Annotated in this window: 12 protein-coding genes and 1 pseudogene; 12 read left to right on the forward strand and 1 reads right to left on the reverse strand. The window is 45.9% G+C overall.

From position 1 onward, the window contains the following. Nucleotides 1-151 precede the first annotated feature (151 nt). The 10 genes and pseudogenes from A9236_RS11420 (at nt 152) to A9236_RS03685 (ending at nt 11444) form a co-directional block, all read left to right on the forward strand. On the forward strand, nt 152-1033 hold the full coding sequence (locus tag A9236_RS11420) for an efflux RND transporter periplasmic adaptor subunit (RefSeq protein ID WP_255402238.1): 882 nt from the start codon (nt 152-154) through the stop codon (nt 1031-1033). Next, nucleotides 1020-1568 carry an efflux RND transporter periplasmic adaptor subunit gene (locus A9236_RS11425; protein WP_255402239.1) on the forward strand — a complete coding sequence of 183 codons (549 nt, stop codon included), beginning with the start codon at nt 1020-1022 and terminating at the stop codon, nt 1566-1568. Before A9236_RS11420 ends, A9236_RS11425 begins: the two co-directional genes overlap by 14 nt. A gap of 27 nt (nt 1569-1595) precedes the next feature. Further along, nucleotides 1596-4784 (forward strand): efflux RND transporter permease subunit, encoded by a 3189-nt coding sequence (locus tag A9236_RS03650; RefSeq protein ID WP_071465487.1) that lies wholly within the window; start codon nt 1596-1598, stop codon nt 4782-4784. A gap of 7 nt (nt 4785-4791) precedes the next feature. Next, nucleotides 4792-6282 (forward strand): efflux transporter outer membrane subunit, encoded by a 1491-nt coding sequence (locus A9236_RS03655; RefSeq protein WP_161485603.1) that lies wholly within the window; start codon nt 4792-4794, stop codon nt 6280-6282. 42 nt (nt 6283-6324) lie between these two features. Next, a complete protein-coding gene (gene surE / locus A9236_RS03660; protein WP_071465488.1) occupies nt 6325-7104 on the forward strand; it encodes a 5'/3'-nucleotidase SurE in 780 nt (259 codons plus the stop codon). A gap of 29 nt (nt 7105-7133) precedes the next feature. Beyond that, nucleotides 7134-7757 (forward strand): annotated as a pseudogene (locus A9236_RS03665) (protein-L-isoaspartate(D-aspartate) O-methyltransferase); the annotation flags it as partial. 38 nt (nt 7758-7795) lie between these two features. Then, nucleotides 7796-8569 (forward strand): peptidoglycan DD-metalloendopeptidase family protein, encoded by a 774-nt coding sequence (locus A9236_RS03670; protein WP_071465927.1) that lies wholly within the window; start codon nt 7796-7798, stop codon nt 8567-8569. A 106-nt stretch (nt 8570-8675) separates the two neighbouring features. Continuing rightward, nucleotides 8676-9416 (forward strand): 3'-5' exonuclease, encoded by a 741-nt coding sequence (locus A9236_RS03675; RefSeq protein WP_201721715.1) that lies wholly within the window; start codon nt 8676-8678, stop codon nt 9414-9416. After that, nucleotides 9409-10836 (forward strand): 23S rRNA (uracil(1939)-C(5))-methyltransferase RlmD, encoded by a 1428-nt coding sequence (gene rlmD, locus A9236_RS03680; protein ID WP_071465491.1) that lies wholly within the window; start codon nt 9409-9411, stop codon nt 10834-10836. The genes A9236_RS03675 and rlmD overlap by 8 nt, the downstream gene beginning before the upstream one ends. 53 nt (nt 10837-10889) lie before the next feature. Then, on the forward strand, nt 10890-11444 hold the full coding sequence (locus A9236_RS03685) for an outer membrane protein (protein WP_071465492.1): 555 nt from the start codon (nt 10890-10892) through the stop codon (nt 11442-11444). Nucleotides 11445-11820: 376 nt separating this feature from the next. Here the strand turns inward: A9236_RS03685 and A9236_RS03690 are convergent, their stop codons facing one another. Further along, nucleotides 11821-12522, reverse strand: coding sequence for a Bax inhibitor-1 family protein (locus tag A9236_RS03690; RefSeq protein ID WP_071465493.1), 702 nt, complete (start codon nt 12520-12522; stop codon nt 11821-11823). Nucleotides 12523-12779: 257 nt separating this feature from the next. Here A9236_RS03690 and ndk point away from each other — a divergent pair, with 257 nt between their 5' ends. Together ndk and rlmN are read left to right on the forward strand one after the other, a co-directional pair. Further along, nucleotides 12780-13205: a nucleoside-diphosphate kinase gene (gene ndk, locus A9236_RS03695; protein WP_071465494.1), complete on the forward strand. Its 426-nt coding sequence runs from the start codon at nt 12780-12782 to the stop codon at nt 13203-13205. A 77-nt stretch (nt 13206-13282) separates the two neighbouring features. After that, nucleotides 13283-14446: a 23S rRNA (adenine(2503)-C(2))-methyltransferase RlmN gene (rlmN, locus tag A9236_RS03700; RefSeq protein ID WP_071465928.1), complete on the forward strand. Its 1164-nt coding sequence runs from the start codon at nt 13283-13285 to the stop codon at nt 14444-14446. Nucleotides 14447-14456: the final 10 nt, after the last annotated feature.

Consider the following 14456-nt stretch of genomic DNA (forward strand, 5'->3'; position numbering starts at 1 on the left):
CCATAAATGTGCAGCATTCGAAAAGTGTAATTTTTAGCGGTTAATTTAAAGGTTTTTTGGTAGCCCTACTGAGAAACCCTATAAAATCAGTCCGGCATTTACGTATCGGTTCAAGGGTTCCTGTGGATCCAATTAAAGCGGTAACAGAAAAATGAATTTATCCAAAATATCCTGCGCACTTTTCAATGCATTAAAGAGTTTTTATACCAAATACTTGGGTAAATTTATTAATCCCATCTACGCCAAGTATTTGCAAAAGTACGTTGACTATATTTACTTAAACCATCTTAAGTACAACAAATATTTTGAAGAGACTGTTTTCCTCCTTAAGAGTGCACCAGGGTATATCGGCGGCATCTATACCAAAGTAGCTAGCGCATTTAAAAGCAAAACATCTCCCAAGCAGCGTAAATGGCTTGCACTAGCAATCATTGTTTGGATTTGTGTCAAAGTTGGCTTTGCAGGTTTTGATTACTGGAATGAAGTTTCTCAACCTAAAACGGAGTTAGGTCCAAATGATTCTCTGATCATTACTCCAGAGCAGGTTCAGCAGGTTACGCCGGGCCCAGTGATTGAGAGGGATTTCTCGCAAGATAGTTCAGCGGTAGGTATTGTGGATTTCAATCAAGATCAAACTGTCCCGGTATTTGGTCCTTACCAAGGGCGTATTGGCAAAGTATTGGTTCAAGCTGGTGAAGACGTCAAGGTAGGCCAAGCTTTGTATACCGTCTTGAGTCCAGATTTGGCTCAAGCTGCTTCTACATTAGTCTCTTCAGCCGGTGTCTTAAAGATGAGTAATGAGACTTTGAAGCGTGCAAAGAGCTTGTACGATACAAAGGCAATTTCACTCAAAGAGTTAGAGCAAAATATTTCAGATCAGCAGACTGCTGATGCTAATTATCAAGCGGCCCTAAAGACGATTGTCTTATTTGGTTTGACTGATGCGCAAATTAAGCAAATCTTAGCGGGCCGTAAGATCGATAACGAAACGATTGTGGTGAGTCCCTGTTGCAGGCAAGGTGGTTGCTCGTAATGCCGCCCCCGGTCAATTGGTGCAGCCGGGCACTGCCCCAGCTCCCGTGACGGTTTCTGATACCACGAGGTTATGGATGGTAGCTAGCGTCCCCGAAGGTGAGATTGCTCGTTATCGTGTTGGACAAACCCTGTATGTCAGAGTTCAGGCATACCCCGATAAAACCTATTCAGGCAAAGTCTTTTTTGTAGGCGAATCATCGGATCCAGTGACGCACCGCATTCAATTGCGAGCAAACTTGACTGACGACAACCATGAACTGCGCCCGCAAATGATTGCTGACTTTAATGTTGTATTAGGCGACCCTATTTTGTCCCCAGCAGTTCCTGCCAAGGCTTTGGTAAGGGAGGCAGATGGAACCTTTGTCGTTTGGGCGACTAATTCCGATAAGTCAACTCAATACTTCAAGAGAGTGGTGAAGGTGGGGTTAATGCAGGCTGATTATGTACAAATCTTGGATGGAATTAAACCAGGTGATATCGTCGCGCAATCGAATGCGCTGTTCTTGAGCAATCTCTTTATTAATTTGCATTAATTTTTATACGGCATTGCTCTAGGCCTCATGTTCAAATCAATCCTTGCATTCGTTCTTACCCGCAGACCCCTGGTCTTGATGGGTTTAGCCGCCTTTATGGTGGCGGGCGTATTGGCATTTTTAAAGCTTAACGTCGAGGCTTACCCCAATCCGGCGCCAGTGATTTTAGAAATTACCGCGCAATCAGCGGGTTTATCCGCGGAGGAGATGGAGCGCTATTACACCAGGCCAATGGAAATTGGTTTGGCAACTACACCTGGTGTTGACAATATACGCTCCACCTCTTTTTATGGACTTTCTTTTGTCCGGATTACTTTTAAATACGGTGTTGATTACTATTTTGCGCTTACCCAAGTTGCTAATAACTTAGCCCAAAATGTCAGCCTACCAAATAATGTTCAGGCCCAGATTCAGGCATCTAGCTTGGTTGGAGAAATTTTTCGCTACCAAGTGACGGGGCCGCCTGGTTATAGCCTGACAGATTTGCGCACCATTCAAGATTGGGTTGTTACGCGAAGAATGCTCACTGTACCTGGTGTGGTGATGGATGTGACTTGGGGTGGAACTACCAAGGAATACCATGTTGAGGCTGACCCTAAAAAACTAGAAGGCTACGGCATCAGCTTGCAGCAGCTCTTGACCGCGGTTGGGAATGCAAACTCTAACGTTGGCGGTCGTACTGTTAGTGTAGGTGATCAATCAGTCAATATTCGCGGCTTAGGTTTAGTGGGAAGTCTGGACGATATTCGCAATATTGTGATTACTCAGCAGGGCTCTCTCCCGGTTTCGGTGAAAGATGTTGCTACCGTTTCCGAAGGCTATGTACCCCGTTTGGGTGAGGCGGGCAAAGATAATGTCAACGATGTAGTGACTGGTATCGTGGTGATGAATCGCACGCTCCATACCAATGAAGTTGTTGATCAAGTGCAAAAAGCCATCAAGAAAATTAATATTGATGGAACGCTGCCACCCGGCGTAAAAGTAGTGCCGTATTACGACCGTTCAACCTTGGTCAATGTCACTACTCATACGGTTCTGCATAATCTGATTTTTGGTTGCCTATTGGTATTTTTCATCCAATGGATTTTCTTGGGTGATTTAAGAAGTGCGATTATTGTGAGTCTCAATATCCCAGTCGCACTATTTTTTAGCATCATGATTCTCGTCTTTACCGGTGAGTCTGCAAATTTGCTGTCTTTGGGCGCGGTGGACTTTGGCATCATCATTGATTCAGCGGTGATTCTTGTTGAGAACATTTTCCGCAACTTTCAGCAATCACCCGAGGATCGTATTCGCACTTTGAGGCAGCTAGCATTAGGCCCTCACGCTGATGTAACGGATCCTGTTTATGGCTGGACAAATCGGCTACGGATGATCTACTTGAGTGCGGTGCAGGTTGACACCTCCATTATCTTTTCAACCGCCATCACAATCGCCGCCTTCATCCCGCTCTTCACCATGCAAGGGGTTGAGGGGCAGATTTTCAGTCCAATGGCTAGAACCTACGGATATGCGCTCGCCGGTGCTTTGATAGCAACCTTTACCATTACCCCGGTTATTGCTAGTTTCTTATTGCCTAGAAAGGTGGAAGAAACTGAAACTAAGATTGTGAAGGCGATTCGTGAGTTCTATACACCCAAGTTGAAATGGGTTATGGCCAATACCCATCGCGTGATTGTGTTGGGCGTCTTTGCTTTGCTTATCGGTTTATTTATGGTGACCCGCTTGGGAAGCGAGTTTTTACCTGCTCTAGAGGAAGGCAATTTGTGGATACGCGCATCTATGCCGCCAACGATATCCCTAGAGGCTGGATCACCATATGCCAATCGTATGCGAGAGATTATTAAGAGCTACCCAGAGGTGATTACCGTTGTCTCCCAACATGGTCGCCCAGATGATGGTAGTGATGCATCTGGCTTTAATAATGTTGAATTATTTGCTCCGCTAAAACCATTTGATGAATGGGAGCGCGGAATGACAAAAGAGAAATTGGTTGCCGAACTACAGCAGCGCTTTGAGGCGGAATTTCCAGGGGTGGTGTTTAACTTTTCTCAATACATTCAGGATAACGTTCAAGAGGGCTTGTCAGGGGTGAAGGGGGCGAATTCAGTCAAGATTATTGGCCCAGATTTATTAACACTCGAGAAATTGGCAAATCAGGTCAAAGCTGAGATGGCAAGGGTAAAGGGTGTGGCTGACTTAGGTATTTTTTATATCATGGGTCAGCCCAACCTAAATATCAACATCAACCGCGAAAAGATTGCGCGTTATGGATTAAATACAGGGGATGTTAATACTGCAATCCAGACCGCTATGGGTGGTACCGTTGCCACGATGGTTCTCGAGGGCGAAAAACAGTTTGGCCTCTCGGTTCGCTTTATTAATAATGAGCGTAATAGTATTGAGAAGGTAAAAAATTTACGCATTGGTTTTACTACTAGCAATGGTGGTAATGGCTATATTCCCTTAAAAGATATTGCGGACATTACTCTGGATACTGGCGCAACCTATATTTATCGTGACAGTAATGAGCGTTATATTCCTATTAAATTTAGTGCGCGCGACCGTGATCTGGGTAGTACTGTGACTGAGATTCAGTCACGCATTGCAAAAAATATTCATTTGCCAGAAGGCTACCGCATTACTTATGCTGGTGAGTTTGAGGAGCTTGAGGCGGCTAAGTCACGTCTGTTGGTGATATTGCCAATCGCTATTGCTATGATCTTTGGACTTCTCTACGCGCTATTTAATAGTTTGACCTATTGCTTATTAACTGTTGCCGGTGTTCCTTTTGCCGTATTGGGTGGCATATTTGCTTTGTATATTAGCGGTCAAACAATGAGCGTTTCCGCCATCATCGGCTTTATCTCCCTGCTAGGAGTCTCGGTGATGAACGGTATTTTGATACTAAGTTACTACAAGGAGCTCATTGCTTCGGGTAAATCTGTTAGAGAGGCAATTTTTGAGTCCCATGAACACCGTATGAGACCGCTTTTGATGACAGCATTATCAGCGTGCATTGGTTTATTGCCAGCAGCCCTCTCTCATGGCATTGGCAGTCAAGTGCAAAGACCTCTGGCTACTGTCGTTGTCGGCGGCATGATTGTTGGCCCTATATTCTTGTTATTAGTCGTGCCAGCTTTATTGGTGGAAGTATTGCGTATTGAGAAGCCTAAAAAGTTGCGCAGGCAACGCAATGAAGACGTTGATCAATAGGGTATTTATGAATAAAGCTCGGGTCCTAGGTTCTCGTAGTGTATTGCTGGCACTGTTGGTGGCTGGCTTAGTTTCGTGCGCTGTTGGGCCTGACTTCAAAAAGCCCGAGGTGCCCAAGATCGATTCTTTTACTCGCGAGACTCCTGATTCGCAGGGTGGTCAAGCGAACGCAATTGAAGCTGACTGGTGGAGGGCTTATGGATCCCCTCAGTTAAGCGAGTTGGTGGATTTGGCATTAAAAAACAACCCCAATATTGATGCCGCGATTGCTAACTTAAAAATCGCCCAACAAAATGTTATTGCGCAACAAGGTTTCTTTTTCCCACAAATTGGTGCTGGATATGTGGCGAGTCGCCAGAATGTAGGCGCCACCTTAGCTCCTGCGATTAATGGAACTGCATCAGTTTATGGTTTGCAAACCGCAGCCTTGAGCGTTGGATTTACACCAGATATTTTTGGGGGAAATCGCCGCCAAGTTGAATCTCTCAAGGCAATTGCAAATGCCCAGCAGCTTCAGCTGGACGCTTTGCGTATTACTATTGCAACTAATGTCATTGCAACTGCAGTTCAAGAGGCTGTATACCGCGAGCAATTGCAAATGGCTAAAGAGTCAGTCGAGGCTGCGCGGATTCAATTGGGGCATTCTCAGAAGATGGCTCAATTAGGCTACATCAGTGGAATTGATTTAGCTAATCAAGAATCTGGCTATGCTCAAATGGCAGCCCAAGTGCCCGCCTTAAAGAAATTACGTGAGCAAACCTTAGACATGTTGGCGGTCTTGTGCGGTCAAGCGCCCAATAAACAGCTATTACTACCTAATTTAGACTCAATCCATATTCCTGAGAAATTACCGAGTGCGCTACCCTCAACCTTAGTTGAGCAAAGACCCGATGTGAAAATTGCAGAAGAGTTGGTGCGTGCAAGTAATGCCCAAATTGGTGTTGCAATCTCCAATATGATTCCGCAGTTTTCGATCACTGGTGTGCTCGGTGGATCAGCTACTGCTTTCTCTGAAATGTTTAACGGGGCAAATAATATTTGGGGTGTAGCGGGCGGTGTTGGTCAACCGCTATTTGCCGGCGGTTCTTTGTTTGCCCGTAAAGCGGCTGCTGAGGCTGGTTTAGAGGCCTCCTTAGCCCAATATCGTTCTACAGTGATTACCGCATTTCAAAACGTGGCTGATACTTTGTATGCCATTGATAGTGATGGGAAGTTATATCAATTGGCTCGCGATAGTGAAATAGCCAATGAAAAGGTCTATGAAAAGACCAAAATCCAGTTTGAAAAAGGGTATACCTCTGAACCTAGTTTACTGTCGGTCAAACAACAATATTTACAAGCCAAAATAAATGCTATTCAGGCTTACTCTGTATACATTGGAGATACAGCAGCCTTGTATCAATCTTTAGGTGGCGGTTGGAGAGATGAATCTAAGGCGGATATGGCTTCGGGCGCCCAATCTAGTGCTAAACCCGCCTCTTCCTTTAGCTCGAAATAGTCCGTTTTTGAGCTTATTTGGCTCTCATTGCATAATCGAGTCATGCATATTCTGATTTCAAATGACGATGGATATTTGGCCCCCGGCCTTTTGGCTTTGGTCAACGCCGTTCGTCCATTAGGTCGCATCACGGTCATTGCGCCTGAGCAAAACCATAGTGGAGCATCAAATTCTTTAACGCTCTCTAGACCGCTGTCGATTCATCGGGTAGCGGGTGGAGAGCGAGATGGCTTTTTCTTCATCAATGGTACCCCAACTGATTGTGTACACGTCGCCATGACAGGCTTTTTAGATGACAAGCCAGATCTAGTGATCTCCGGAATCAATCAGGGCGAGAATATGGGTGAAGACGTGTTGTACTCCGGTACGGTCGCAGCGGCGATTGAGGGAGTGATGTTTGGGGTTCCTGGAATTGCTTTTTCTCAAATTGATCGCGGTTGGAGCCGGATTGAAGATGCTGCAAAAGCAGCGCACGACATCGTGGCTCAAATGTTGATATCTAGTCTCAATCAAACCCATAGCGATGGGAATGCCAGTTTGCTCAATGTTAATATCCCTAATCGACCTTACGCAGATTTGTATCGCTGGCGCGTTACCCGCTTAGGTAATCGCCACCACTCACAGCCCGTAGTCGTACAAGATAGCCCGCGGGGTGAGAAGATTTATTGGATTGGCGCAGCCGGGGATGTGAAAGAGGGTTCTGAAGGCACTGACTTTCATGCGATTGCTGAAGGCTGTATTTCCATTACGCCAATGCAATTGGATTTAACGCACCACGCTCGCTTAGCGGCGATGCGTGCAAATGGTTGGGATCGCGGTTGAAGGCACCCACCGAGCGTTTCGCAGCCTATCGGCAAGCATTAGCAGCAAAAGTACATGCTGGTGGCGTAAAGCACGGCAAAACATTAGAGGCGATTGCAACAGTTCCGCGCCATGCGTTTATGGATCCCGGCCTTCATGCCCAAGCTTATGAAGATACGGCATTGCCAATCGGTCACGAACAAACGATTTCCAAGCCATCTGTAGTTGCTCGCATGATCGAGCTTTTGCATAAACCAAGACACAAGCTCGGTAAAGTGCTTGAGATTGGTACTGGCTGTGGTTATCAAGCTGCAGTATTGAGCTTGCTGGCTGATGAAGTCTATTCTATTGAACGCATTCGACCTCTGCATGATCTGGCTAGGGCAAAGTTACGACCCTTTCGAATTAACAATCTGCGCCTCATTTATGGTGACGGTATCTTAGGTTTGCCGCAGGCAGCTCCATATGATGGAATTATTCTGGCCGCAGCAGGTTTGGGTATTCCTGATGCCTTATTGGATCAACTGGCGATTGGTGGTCGTTTGGTTGCTCCAGTCGCTAAGAATGAAAAAGAGCAGCAGTTAGTGATGGTGGAGAGAATGAGCTCCCAGCGCTATCAAAGAACCGTGCTGGACGAGGTCTTTTTCGTCCCCTTACAATCAGGGGTAGTATGAGAATTACCGAGATTGTTACAAAGACTGCTGCCAACTCTATGATTAATTTATCCAAAAGCCTTCTGATTGCAACCTTTTCTGCATCTTTGATCCTCGTGTCAGGATGTTCTACTACGCCGCGCGCAAAACCAGCAAATGTAACTGACCGTACTAGCGGATCTTCTAGTTATGAGCCTGCTCCTCCTGGTTATTACCGTGTGAAGAAGGGTGACACCTTGGCGCGTATCGCTTTAGATCATGGTCAAGCACCACGTGATGTAGCGCAGTGGAATAGTACAGCTAATCCCAGTTTCAATCCGAATGTGATTGAAGTAGGTGATCTTATATTGGTCAAGCCGCCTGCAAGCGCAAAAGTAGCTAAGCCGGTCGAGAAAAAAGCAGCTCCAGCAACTGATAAGGCGGATGTGCCTACCACTACGCCAGAATCTGCCAAAGCAGATATCGTGGCTGAGCCTGGCATTCGTTTGTCTTGGCCAGCCAAGGGCAAGGTCACTGGTGAATTTAATGAAACCAACAAGGGAATCGACATTGCTGGCAAAGTCGGTGAACCTGTATTGGCAGCAGCAGATGGCAAGGTGGTTTATGCCGGCAATAGTTTGCGCGGCTATGGCAACTTAGTGATCGTGAAGCATGACAATACTTATCTCACAGCCTATGCTCACAACAGTAAGCTTTTAGTCAAAGAGGGCGATACCGTTCGCAAAGGGCAAAAGATTGCTGAGATGGGTGATACCGATACCACTGCACCTAAGCTTCATTTTGAATTGCGTGTGAACGGTAAGCCAGTTAACCCAACCCCTTACTTGCAGTAATGCTGCAGCGATAGGGCAGGACTCATGGCAACCGTTTTAGTTTTTTGATATCGAGACCATTCCAGATGTAGCAGGACTACGCCGTCTGGAAGACTATCCAGACTCCATGAGTGATACTGAGGTTGCCGCTAAAGCCATGGCTGAGCGCGCAGCTAAAACTGGTAGTGAATTTCTTCCGCTGTATCTGCAAAAGATTGTGGCAATTTCTTGCGTGATTCGTAGAACCACAAAAGAGGGCGCACCCCAAATTAAAGTGGGTACGCTCGGTACTCCACAAGACGATGAAAAAGTACTAGTACAGGCTTTCTTTGACCTAATCGAGAAGTACACGCCGCAACTCGTATCCTGGAATGGCAGTGGTTTTGATTTACCCGTCTTGCATTACCGCGCACTAGCGAACCATATTCAAGCACCGCGCTATTGGGAAATGGGCGAGAGCCAAGAAGCCGATAGTCGTGACTTTAAATGGAATAACTACATCAGCCGTTATCACATGCGCCATCTAGACATGATGGATCTCTTGGCTAAATTTAATGGCAGAGCTAATGCCCCCTTAGATGGTCTCGCGAAGCTCTGCGGTTTTCCGGGCAAGATGGGGATGGATGGCAGCCAAGTTTGGCCTGCGTATCAAGAAGGTAAGATTAATGATATTCGTCGCTATTGTGAAACGGATGTCGTCAATACCTATCTCATGTATTGCCGTTTTCAATTGCTGCGTGGTGGATTCTCGCTTGAGGAATACCAAGAAGAAATTGATTTCGTGAAGGCGTATTTAGAGAAGGAATCTAAAGAACCTAACGGTTCACAGTGGCAAGAATACCTCCAGGGTTTTACACCGGATGCGTAGAGGCGATAAGCCAGTCAATATTGAGGTGACTGAGCCCATCACAGTTGAATCCCTCGATTTAGATGCCCAAGGAATTGCTCGCTTAGCTCCAAATGAAGAAGAGGCTGCCCACGGCCAAAGCGGTAAAGTCGTTTTTATCAAAGGTGCATTGCCCACTGAGTTGGTCACCTATACCATCACCAGTGATAAAGCCCGTTTCAGTAAAGCAAAAGTACGCGAGATCTTAAAGCCTGCAGTTTTCAGAGCGCAGCCACAGTGTGCAGCCTTTGGGGTATGTGGCGGCTGCACCATGCAGCACTTAGACATTCGAGCACAGGTTGCTATGAAGCAGCGCGTGCTCGAAGATGACTTACGTCATATTGCTAAGGTAACTCCAGAAGAAATTCTTCGCCCCATGGGTGGCCCTGCATGGGAGTATCGCCATCGCGCACGCTTAAGTGCAGTGAACCGCTCGATTAAAAAAGGCACGGTACTGATAGGTTTTCATGAGGGCAAGAGTGCTTATGTTGCTGACATGCTGGCGTGCGAGATATTGCCAAAGCATGTCTCTAATTTATTGCCAGAAATGCGCAAGCTCGTCATGGGTTTATCCATTGTGGATCGAATGCCGCAAATTGAGATCGCAGTAGGCGAGCCAGAGGAGCCCAATTCAGATGATCTTAAGAAGGCTAAACCAGTCACTGCATTGGTATTTCGTAATTTATTGCCTCTAACTACTGCAGATGAGCAGTTACTCAGGGATTTTGCAGATCAACATCAGGTCTGGATTTGGTTGCAGTCCAAAGGCATTGAGACGGTTGCGCCGTTTTATCCGGAAACGGGAAAGCTATGTTATCGCCTACCTGAATTTGAGATCGAAATGCCATTTAAACCGGCAGACTTTACCCAAGTTAATCACATGATGAATCGTACGCTAGTGAGTAAGGCGATTCGATTATTAGAAGTAAAAGAAACAGATCGAGTTTTAGATCTCTTTTGTGGCATCGGCAATTTCACCTTGCCGCTCGCTAGAAGAGCAAAAACAGTTTTGGGAATTGAGGGTCTAGCTACCTTAACAACACGTGCTAAAGCGAATGCAGAACATAATGACTTAGCAAGCAAAGCTAGCTTTATGCAAAGTGATTTATTTGAAGTCACAACCGAAACCATCGCATCGTGGGGGAAGGCAGAGCGTTGGTTAATGGACCCACCACGAGAGGGTGCGATGGAAATTTGTAAAGCACTAGCTGATCTACATATTCAGGAGAGCCCATTGCTGCCGCAACGTATCGTGTATGTCTCTTGTAACCCTAAAACCTTAGCTAGAGACGCAGACCTGCTTTGCCATCAGGCAGGCTATAAGCTCAAAGGGGCAGGGATCGTCAATATGTTCCCCCATACCTCTCACGTTGAGTCTATGGCGGTTTTTGATAGAGCCTAGTCGATTTGATATAGTTGTTAGCAATAAATAAAAATAAGTATTAGGGGTAATGCATGAAAAAGTTAGCAATTTTGCTATGGGCTCTATCCATACCTATTGCCTATGGACAGTCACAAAACTTTGAAGGTTTTGGTCTCGCATTTGATTATTCCTTGAACTCTATTACTGATGTATCAACTCCAGGTGGATCCGCAACCAGTCGAAGTGGTATTCCCAGTATTACGGCTGATGCCTACAAAGCAATCAGTGATCAGTGGTTGGTTGGTGCATACGGAACTTATGATTTGGCAACAACGGATACATCCGGTTCTGATCCCGATGCTCAACATCCCATTGAAGCGGGCGGCAAGGTGGCTTATGCCTTTACTGAAAAAATCTTGGGCTATGTCAAGCTAGGTTGGTCATGGTCCAAGTTTTCATCACCCGGTTATTACCAGTGGATGAATGGCCCCAGTTATGGCATTGGAGCTGAATATTTACTCACCAAACAGGTATTTACTAGAGTTGAAGTTTCTCAGCAAAACTATAAAACCGTGCAGTGGAGTGATGGTTCAAGCGATAAGGTAGATATCAATTCTGCGACTATTTCTATCGGCTATCGTTTTTAGTCTTTGCTCCAAAGCCCCCAATCGAACCTAGATTTGCACCAAATTAGCACTGAGTGAGTGCCTTTTTGGTGATCCACCTGTTTTCGGGTGCATAAGCTCCCTTTGGCTGTCTTATAGAAGAGTAGATTGAATGTGTAGGGAATTGTTAGCAATCTCTGCATACTGATTAACTACTAGGAGAGCATCATGAGAGCCTCAGATAGTTTTGCAATCTTGTTGATTTTGATTGCGCTGTCTTATGCGGTCAGCATGTTTGTAGCGAACTAATTATTTAGTTACAAACAAGAGGGCAAGTAGTAAATAAAAAGGCGCCCGCAGGCGCCTTATGAGAGCGACAAGCTCAATTTTTAGAGTATCGGATCTCCCTTAATCTCACTTAGTCGCGATTGCCACCAAAGATACCCAAGAGGGCAAGTAAGTTGGTGAAGACGTTATACACATCCAAGTAGATTGATAAAGTGGCCATGATGTAGTTGGTCTCACCACCATTGATCACACGTTGCACGTCAACCAGGATGAACGCAGAGAAGATCGCAATCGCGAGCACCATCACGGCCAACATCAAAGCAGGTAGTTCCAACCAAATGTTTGCCAAGGAAGCTACGATCAAGAGCAGTACGCCAACCATCAGCCATTTGCCCATGCCGGCAAAGTCACTCTTGCTTACAGTAGCAATGGTTGCCATCGTGGCAAAGATTGCCGCGGTGCCACCAAAGGCCAGCATGATGAGAGCTGCACCATTGCTGTAGCTATTGAGCGTAAAGCCTACTAAACGGGACAACATAATTCCCATGAAGAAGGTGAAGCCCAAGAGTAATAAAACACCTAAGCCGGTGTCCTTGTTCTTTTCAATTGCCCAGAAGAAACCAAAAGCAATGGCCATGAAAACAATGAAGCCCATAAATGGACTGCCAGCAAATAGGCTAAGACCCATGGCTACACCCAGCCAGGCGCCAATGACTGTTGGAATCATTGAGAGTGCCAAGAGGGCATAGGTATTGCGTAGTACGCGGTTGCGTACCTGGACATTGCTAATCGAGCTAGATTGCCCAAAGCCGTAAGAGTTGAGATCACTCATATTGACTCCTTCTTTTAAATAAACACATGAGCCCACGCAGGGCTGTTGATACTAAGTATAGACAAAACACCCCAATTTCAAGCTCTGAGAATAAAGACCTACAAATTAAGGGCTTATGCCCTGTAAATTCAATAACTTACCCCTACATCTATAGGGGTAAATACGGTCAAGCAATGTATAATTCGGGGGTCGCTGGAGTGGGGTGCCATATTGACCTTACCTAGCAAATACCTTTGAAATCACTATTGGAGTCTTGCATGGCAATTGAACGCACCCTATCTATTATCAAACCTGATGCTGTAGCTAAAAACGTCATCGGCAAAATCTATGACCGTTTTGAATCTGCTGGTTTGAAGATCATTGCTTCCAGAATGGCACATTTGTCACAGAATGAAGCTGAGCAGTTTTATGGCGTTCACAAAGATCGTCCTTTCTTCAAGGACTTAGTGAGCTTCATGATTTCTGGTCCAGTCATGATTCAAGTATTGCAAGGCGAAGGTGCTATTGCTAAGAACCGCGATTTGATGGGTGCTACTGATCCGAAAAAAGCAGAAAAAGGCACTATCCGTGCTGACTTTGCTGACAGCATTGATGCAAATGCTGTACATGGTTCTGACGCTCCTGAAACAGCTGCTGTGGAAGTTGCATTCTTCTTCCCTGGCATGAATGTTTTCAATCGTTAATCTACAACCTATTTAATTTATAAGTAGGCGCATTGACCTCCCCGCGCGTAAATCTCTTAGATTTTGACGCTGACCAAATGGCGGCGTATGTCGCGGGGTTGAATGAAAAGCCCTTCAGGGCAAAACAACTCATGCAGTGGATACATCAACGCGGTGTATCTGATATCAACGACATGAGTGATTTAGCAAAAAGCTTTCGAGCTACATTGCTAGATAAAGCCGAAGTAGTCTCTCTTCCGGTAATTAAAGATGAGCATGCCAATGACGGCACACGCAAGTGGCTATTGGATGTTGGGGCAGGCAATGCGGTTGAATCCGTATTTATTCCCGAAGATGATCGCGGTACCTTGTGTATCTCTTCTCAGGCAGGTTGTGCAGTCAATTGCCGTTTTTGCTCAACAGGGCATCAAGGCTTCTCACGCAACCTCACTTCCGGCGAAATCATTGGACAACTCTGGTTTGCCGAGCATCTCTTGCGCAATGATCCGCAAGCGGTTCGTCGTATTGAAAAGTTTCCAACGCCAGGTTGGGAGCACACCGGTCGCGTCATTTCTAATGTGGTGATGATGGGCATGGGCGAGCCATTACTCAATTACGACAACGTCGTATCTGCATTGCGTTTAATGCTTGACGACAGGGCTTATGGTTTATCCCGACGTCGTGTAACCGTCTCAACATCAGGCGTAGTGCCGATGATTGATCGTTTGGCACAAGATTGCCCAGTTGCATTGGCCGTTTCATTGCACGCGCCCAATGATGCATTGCGTGACCAGTTAGTGCCACTCAATCAAAAATATCCATTGCGTGAACTCCTCGACGCCTGTGAACGTTACTTACCATTCGCACCAAGAGACTTTTTAACCTTCGAATATTGCATGTTGGATGGAGTAAATGATTCTGATATCCAAGCAAAAGAATTAGTGCGTTTGCTCAGAAACATCAAATGCAAAATTAACCTCATCCCTTTTAATCCCTTCCCTGAGTCTGGCCTGAAGCGTTCATCTGCCCAGCGGGTAAATGCCTTTGCTGGCATTCTGTTAGATGCTGGCATGGTGGCTACTGTCCGTAAGACTCGTGGCGATGACATCGCAGCTGCCTGTGGTCAGTTGGCGGGTGATGTTGTGGATCGCACTCGAGTGCGTGAGCGCGCAGTGCACAAGGCTGAGATTGAGGTAATGGAAGAAGAGTCCGATTTGCAGCCCAACGAGCACCCTATTGAGTGGCTCAAAAAGTTAACGTAAAGATTCAATT

Origin of the sequence: Polynucleobacter sp. QLW-P1DATA-2, assembly GCF_001870365.1 — a bacterium.
Lineage (GTDB): Bacteria > Pseudomonadota > Gammaproteobacteria > Burkholderiales > Burkholderiaceae > Polynucleobacter.

What these genes read in the sequence shown, in the direction of transcription:
- A9236_RS11420 (WP_255402238.1), top strand. Translation starts at nt 152, where the DNA reads ATGAATTTATCCAAAATATCCTGCGCACTTTTCAATGCATTAAAGAGT.
- A9236_RS03650 (WP_071465487.1), top strand. Translation starts at nt 1,596, where the DNA reads ATGTTCAAATCAATCCTTGCATTCGTTCTTACCCGCAGACCCCTGGTC.
- A9236_RS03655 (WP_161485603.1), top strand. Translation starts at nt 4,792, where the DNA reads ATGAATAAAGCTCGGGTCCTAGGTTCTCGTAGTGTATTGCTGGCACTG.
- surE (WP_071465488.1), top strand. Translation starts at nt 6,325, where the DNA reads ATGCATATTCTGATTTCAAATGACGATGGATATTTGGCCCCCGGCCTT.
- A9236_RS03670 (WP_071465927.1), top strand. Translation starts at nt 7,796, where the DNA reads ATGATTAATTTATCCAAAAGCCTTCTGATTGCAACCTTTTCTGCATCT.
- A9236_RS03675 (WP_201721715.1), top strand. Translation starts at nt 8,676, where the DNA reads ATGAGTGATACTGAGGTTGCCGCTAAAGCCATGGCTGAGCGCGCAGCT.
- rlmD (WP_071465491.1), top strand. Translation starts at nt 9,409, where the DNA reads ATGCGTAGAGGCGATAAGCCAGTCAATATTGAGGTGACTGAGCCCATC.
- A9236_RS03685 (WP_071465492.1), top strand. Translation starts at nt 10,890, where the DNA reads ATGAAAAAGTTAGCAATTTTGCTATGGGCTCTATCCATACCTATTGCC.
- A9236_RS03690 (WP_071465493.1), bottom strand. Translation starts at nt 12,522, where the DNA reads ATGAGTGATCTCAACTCTTACGGCTTTGGGCAATCTAGCTCGATTAGC.
- ndk (WP_071465494.1), top strand. Translation starts at nt 12,780, where the DNA reads ATGGCAATTGAACGCACCCTATCTATTATCAAACCTGATGCTGTAGCT.
- rlmN (WP_071465928.1), top strand. Translation starts at nt 13,283, where the DNA reads ATGGCGGCGTATGTCGCGGGGTTGAATGAAAAGCCCTTCAGGGCAAAA.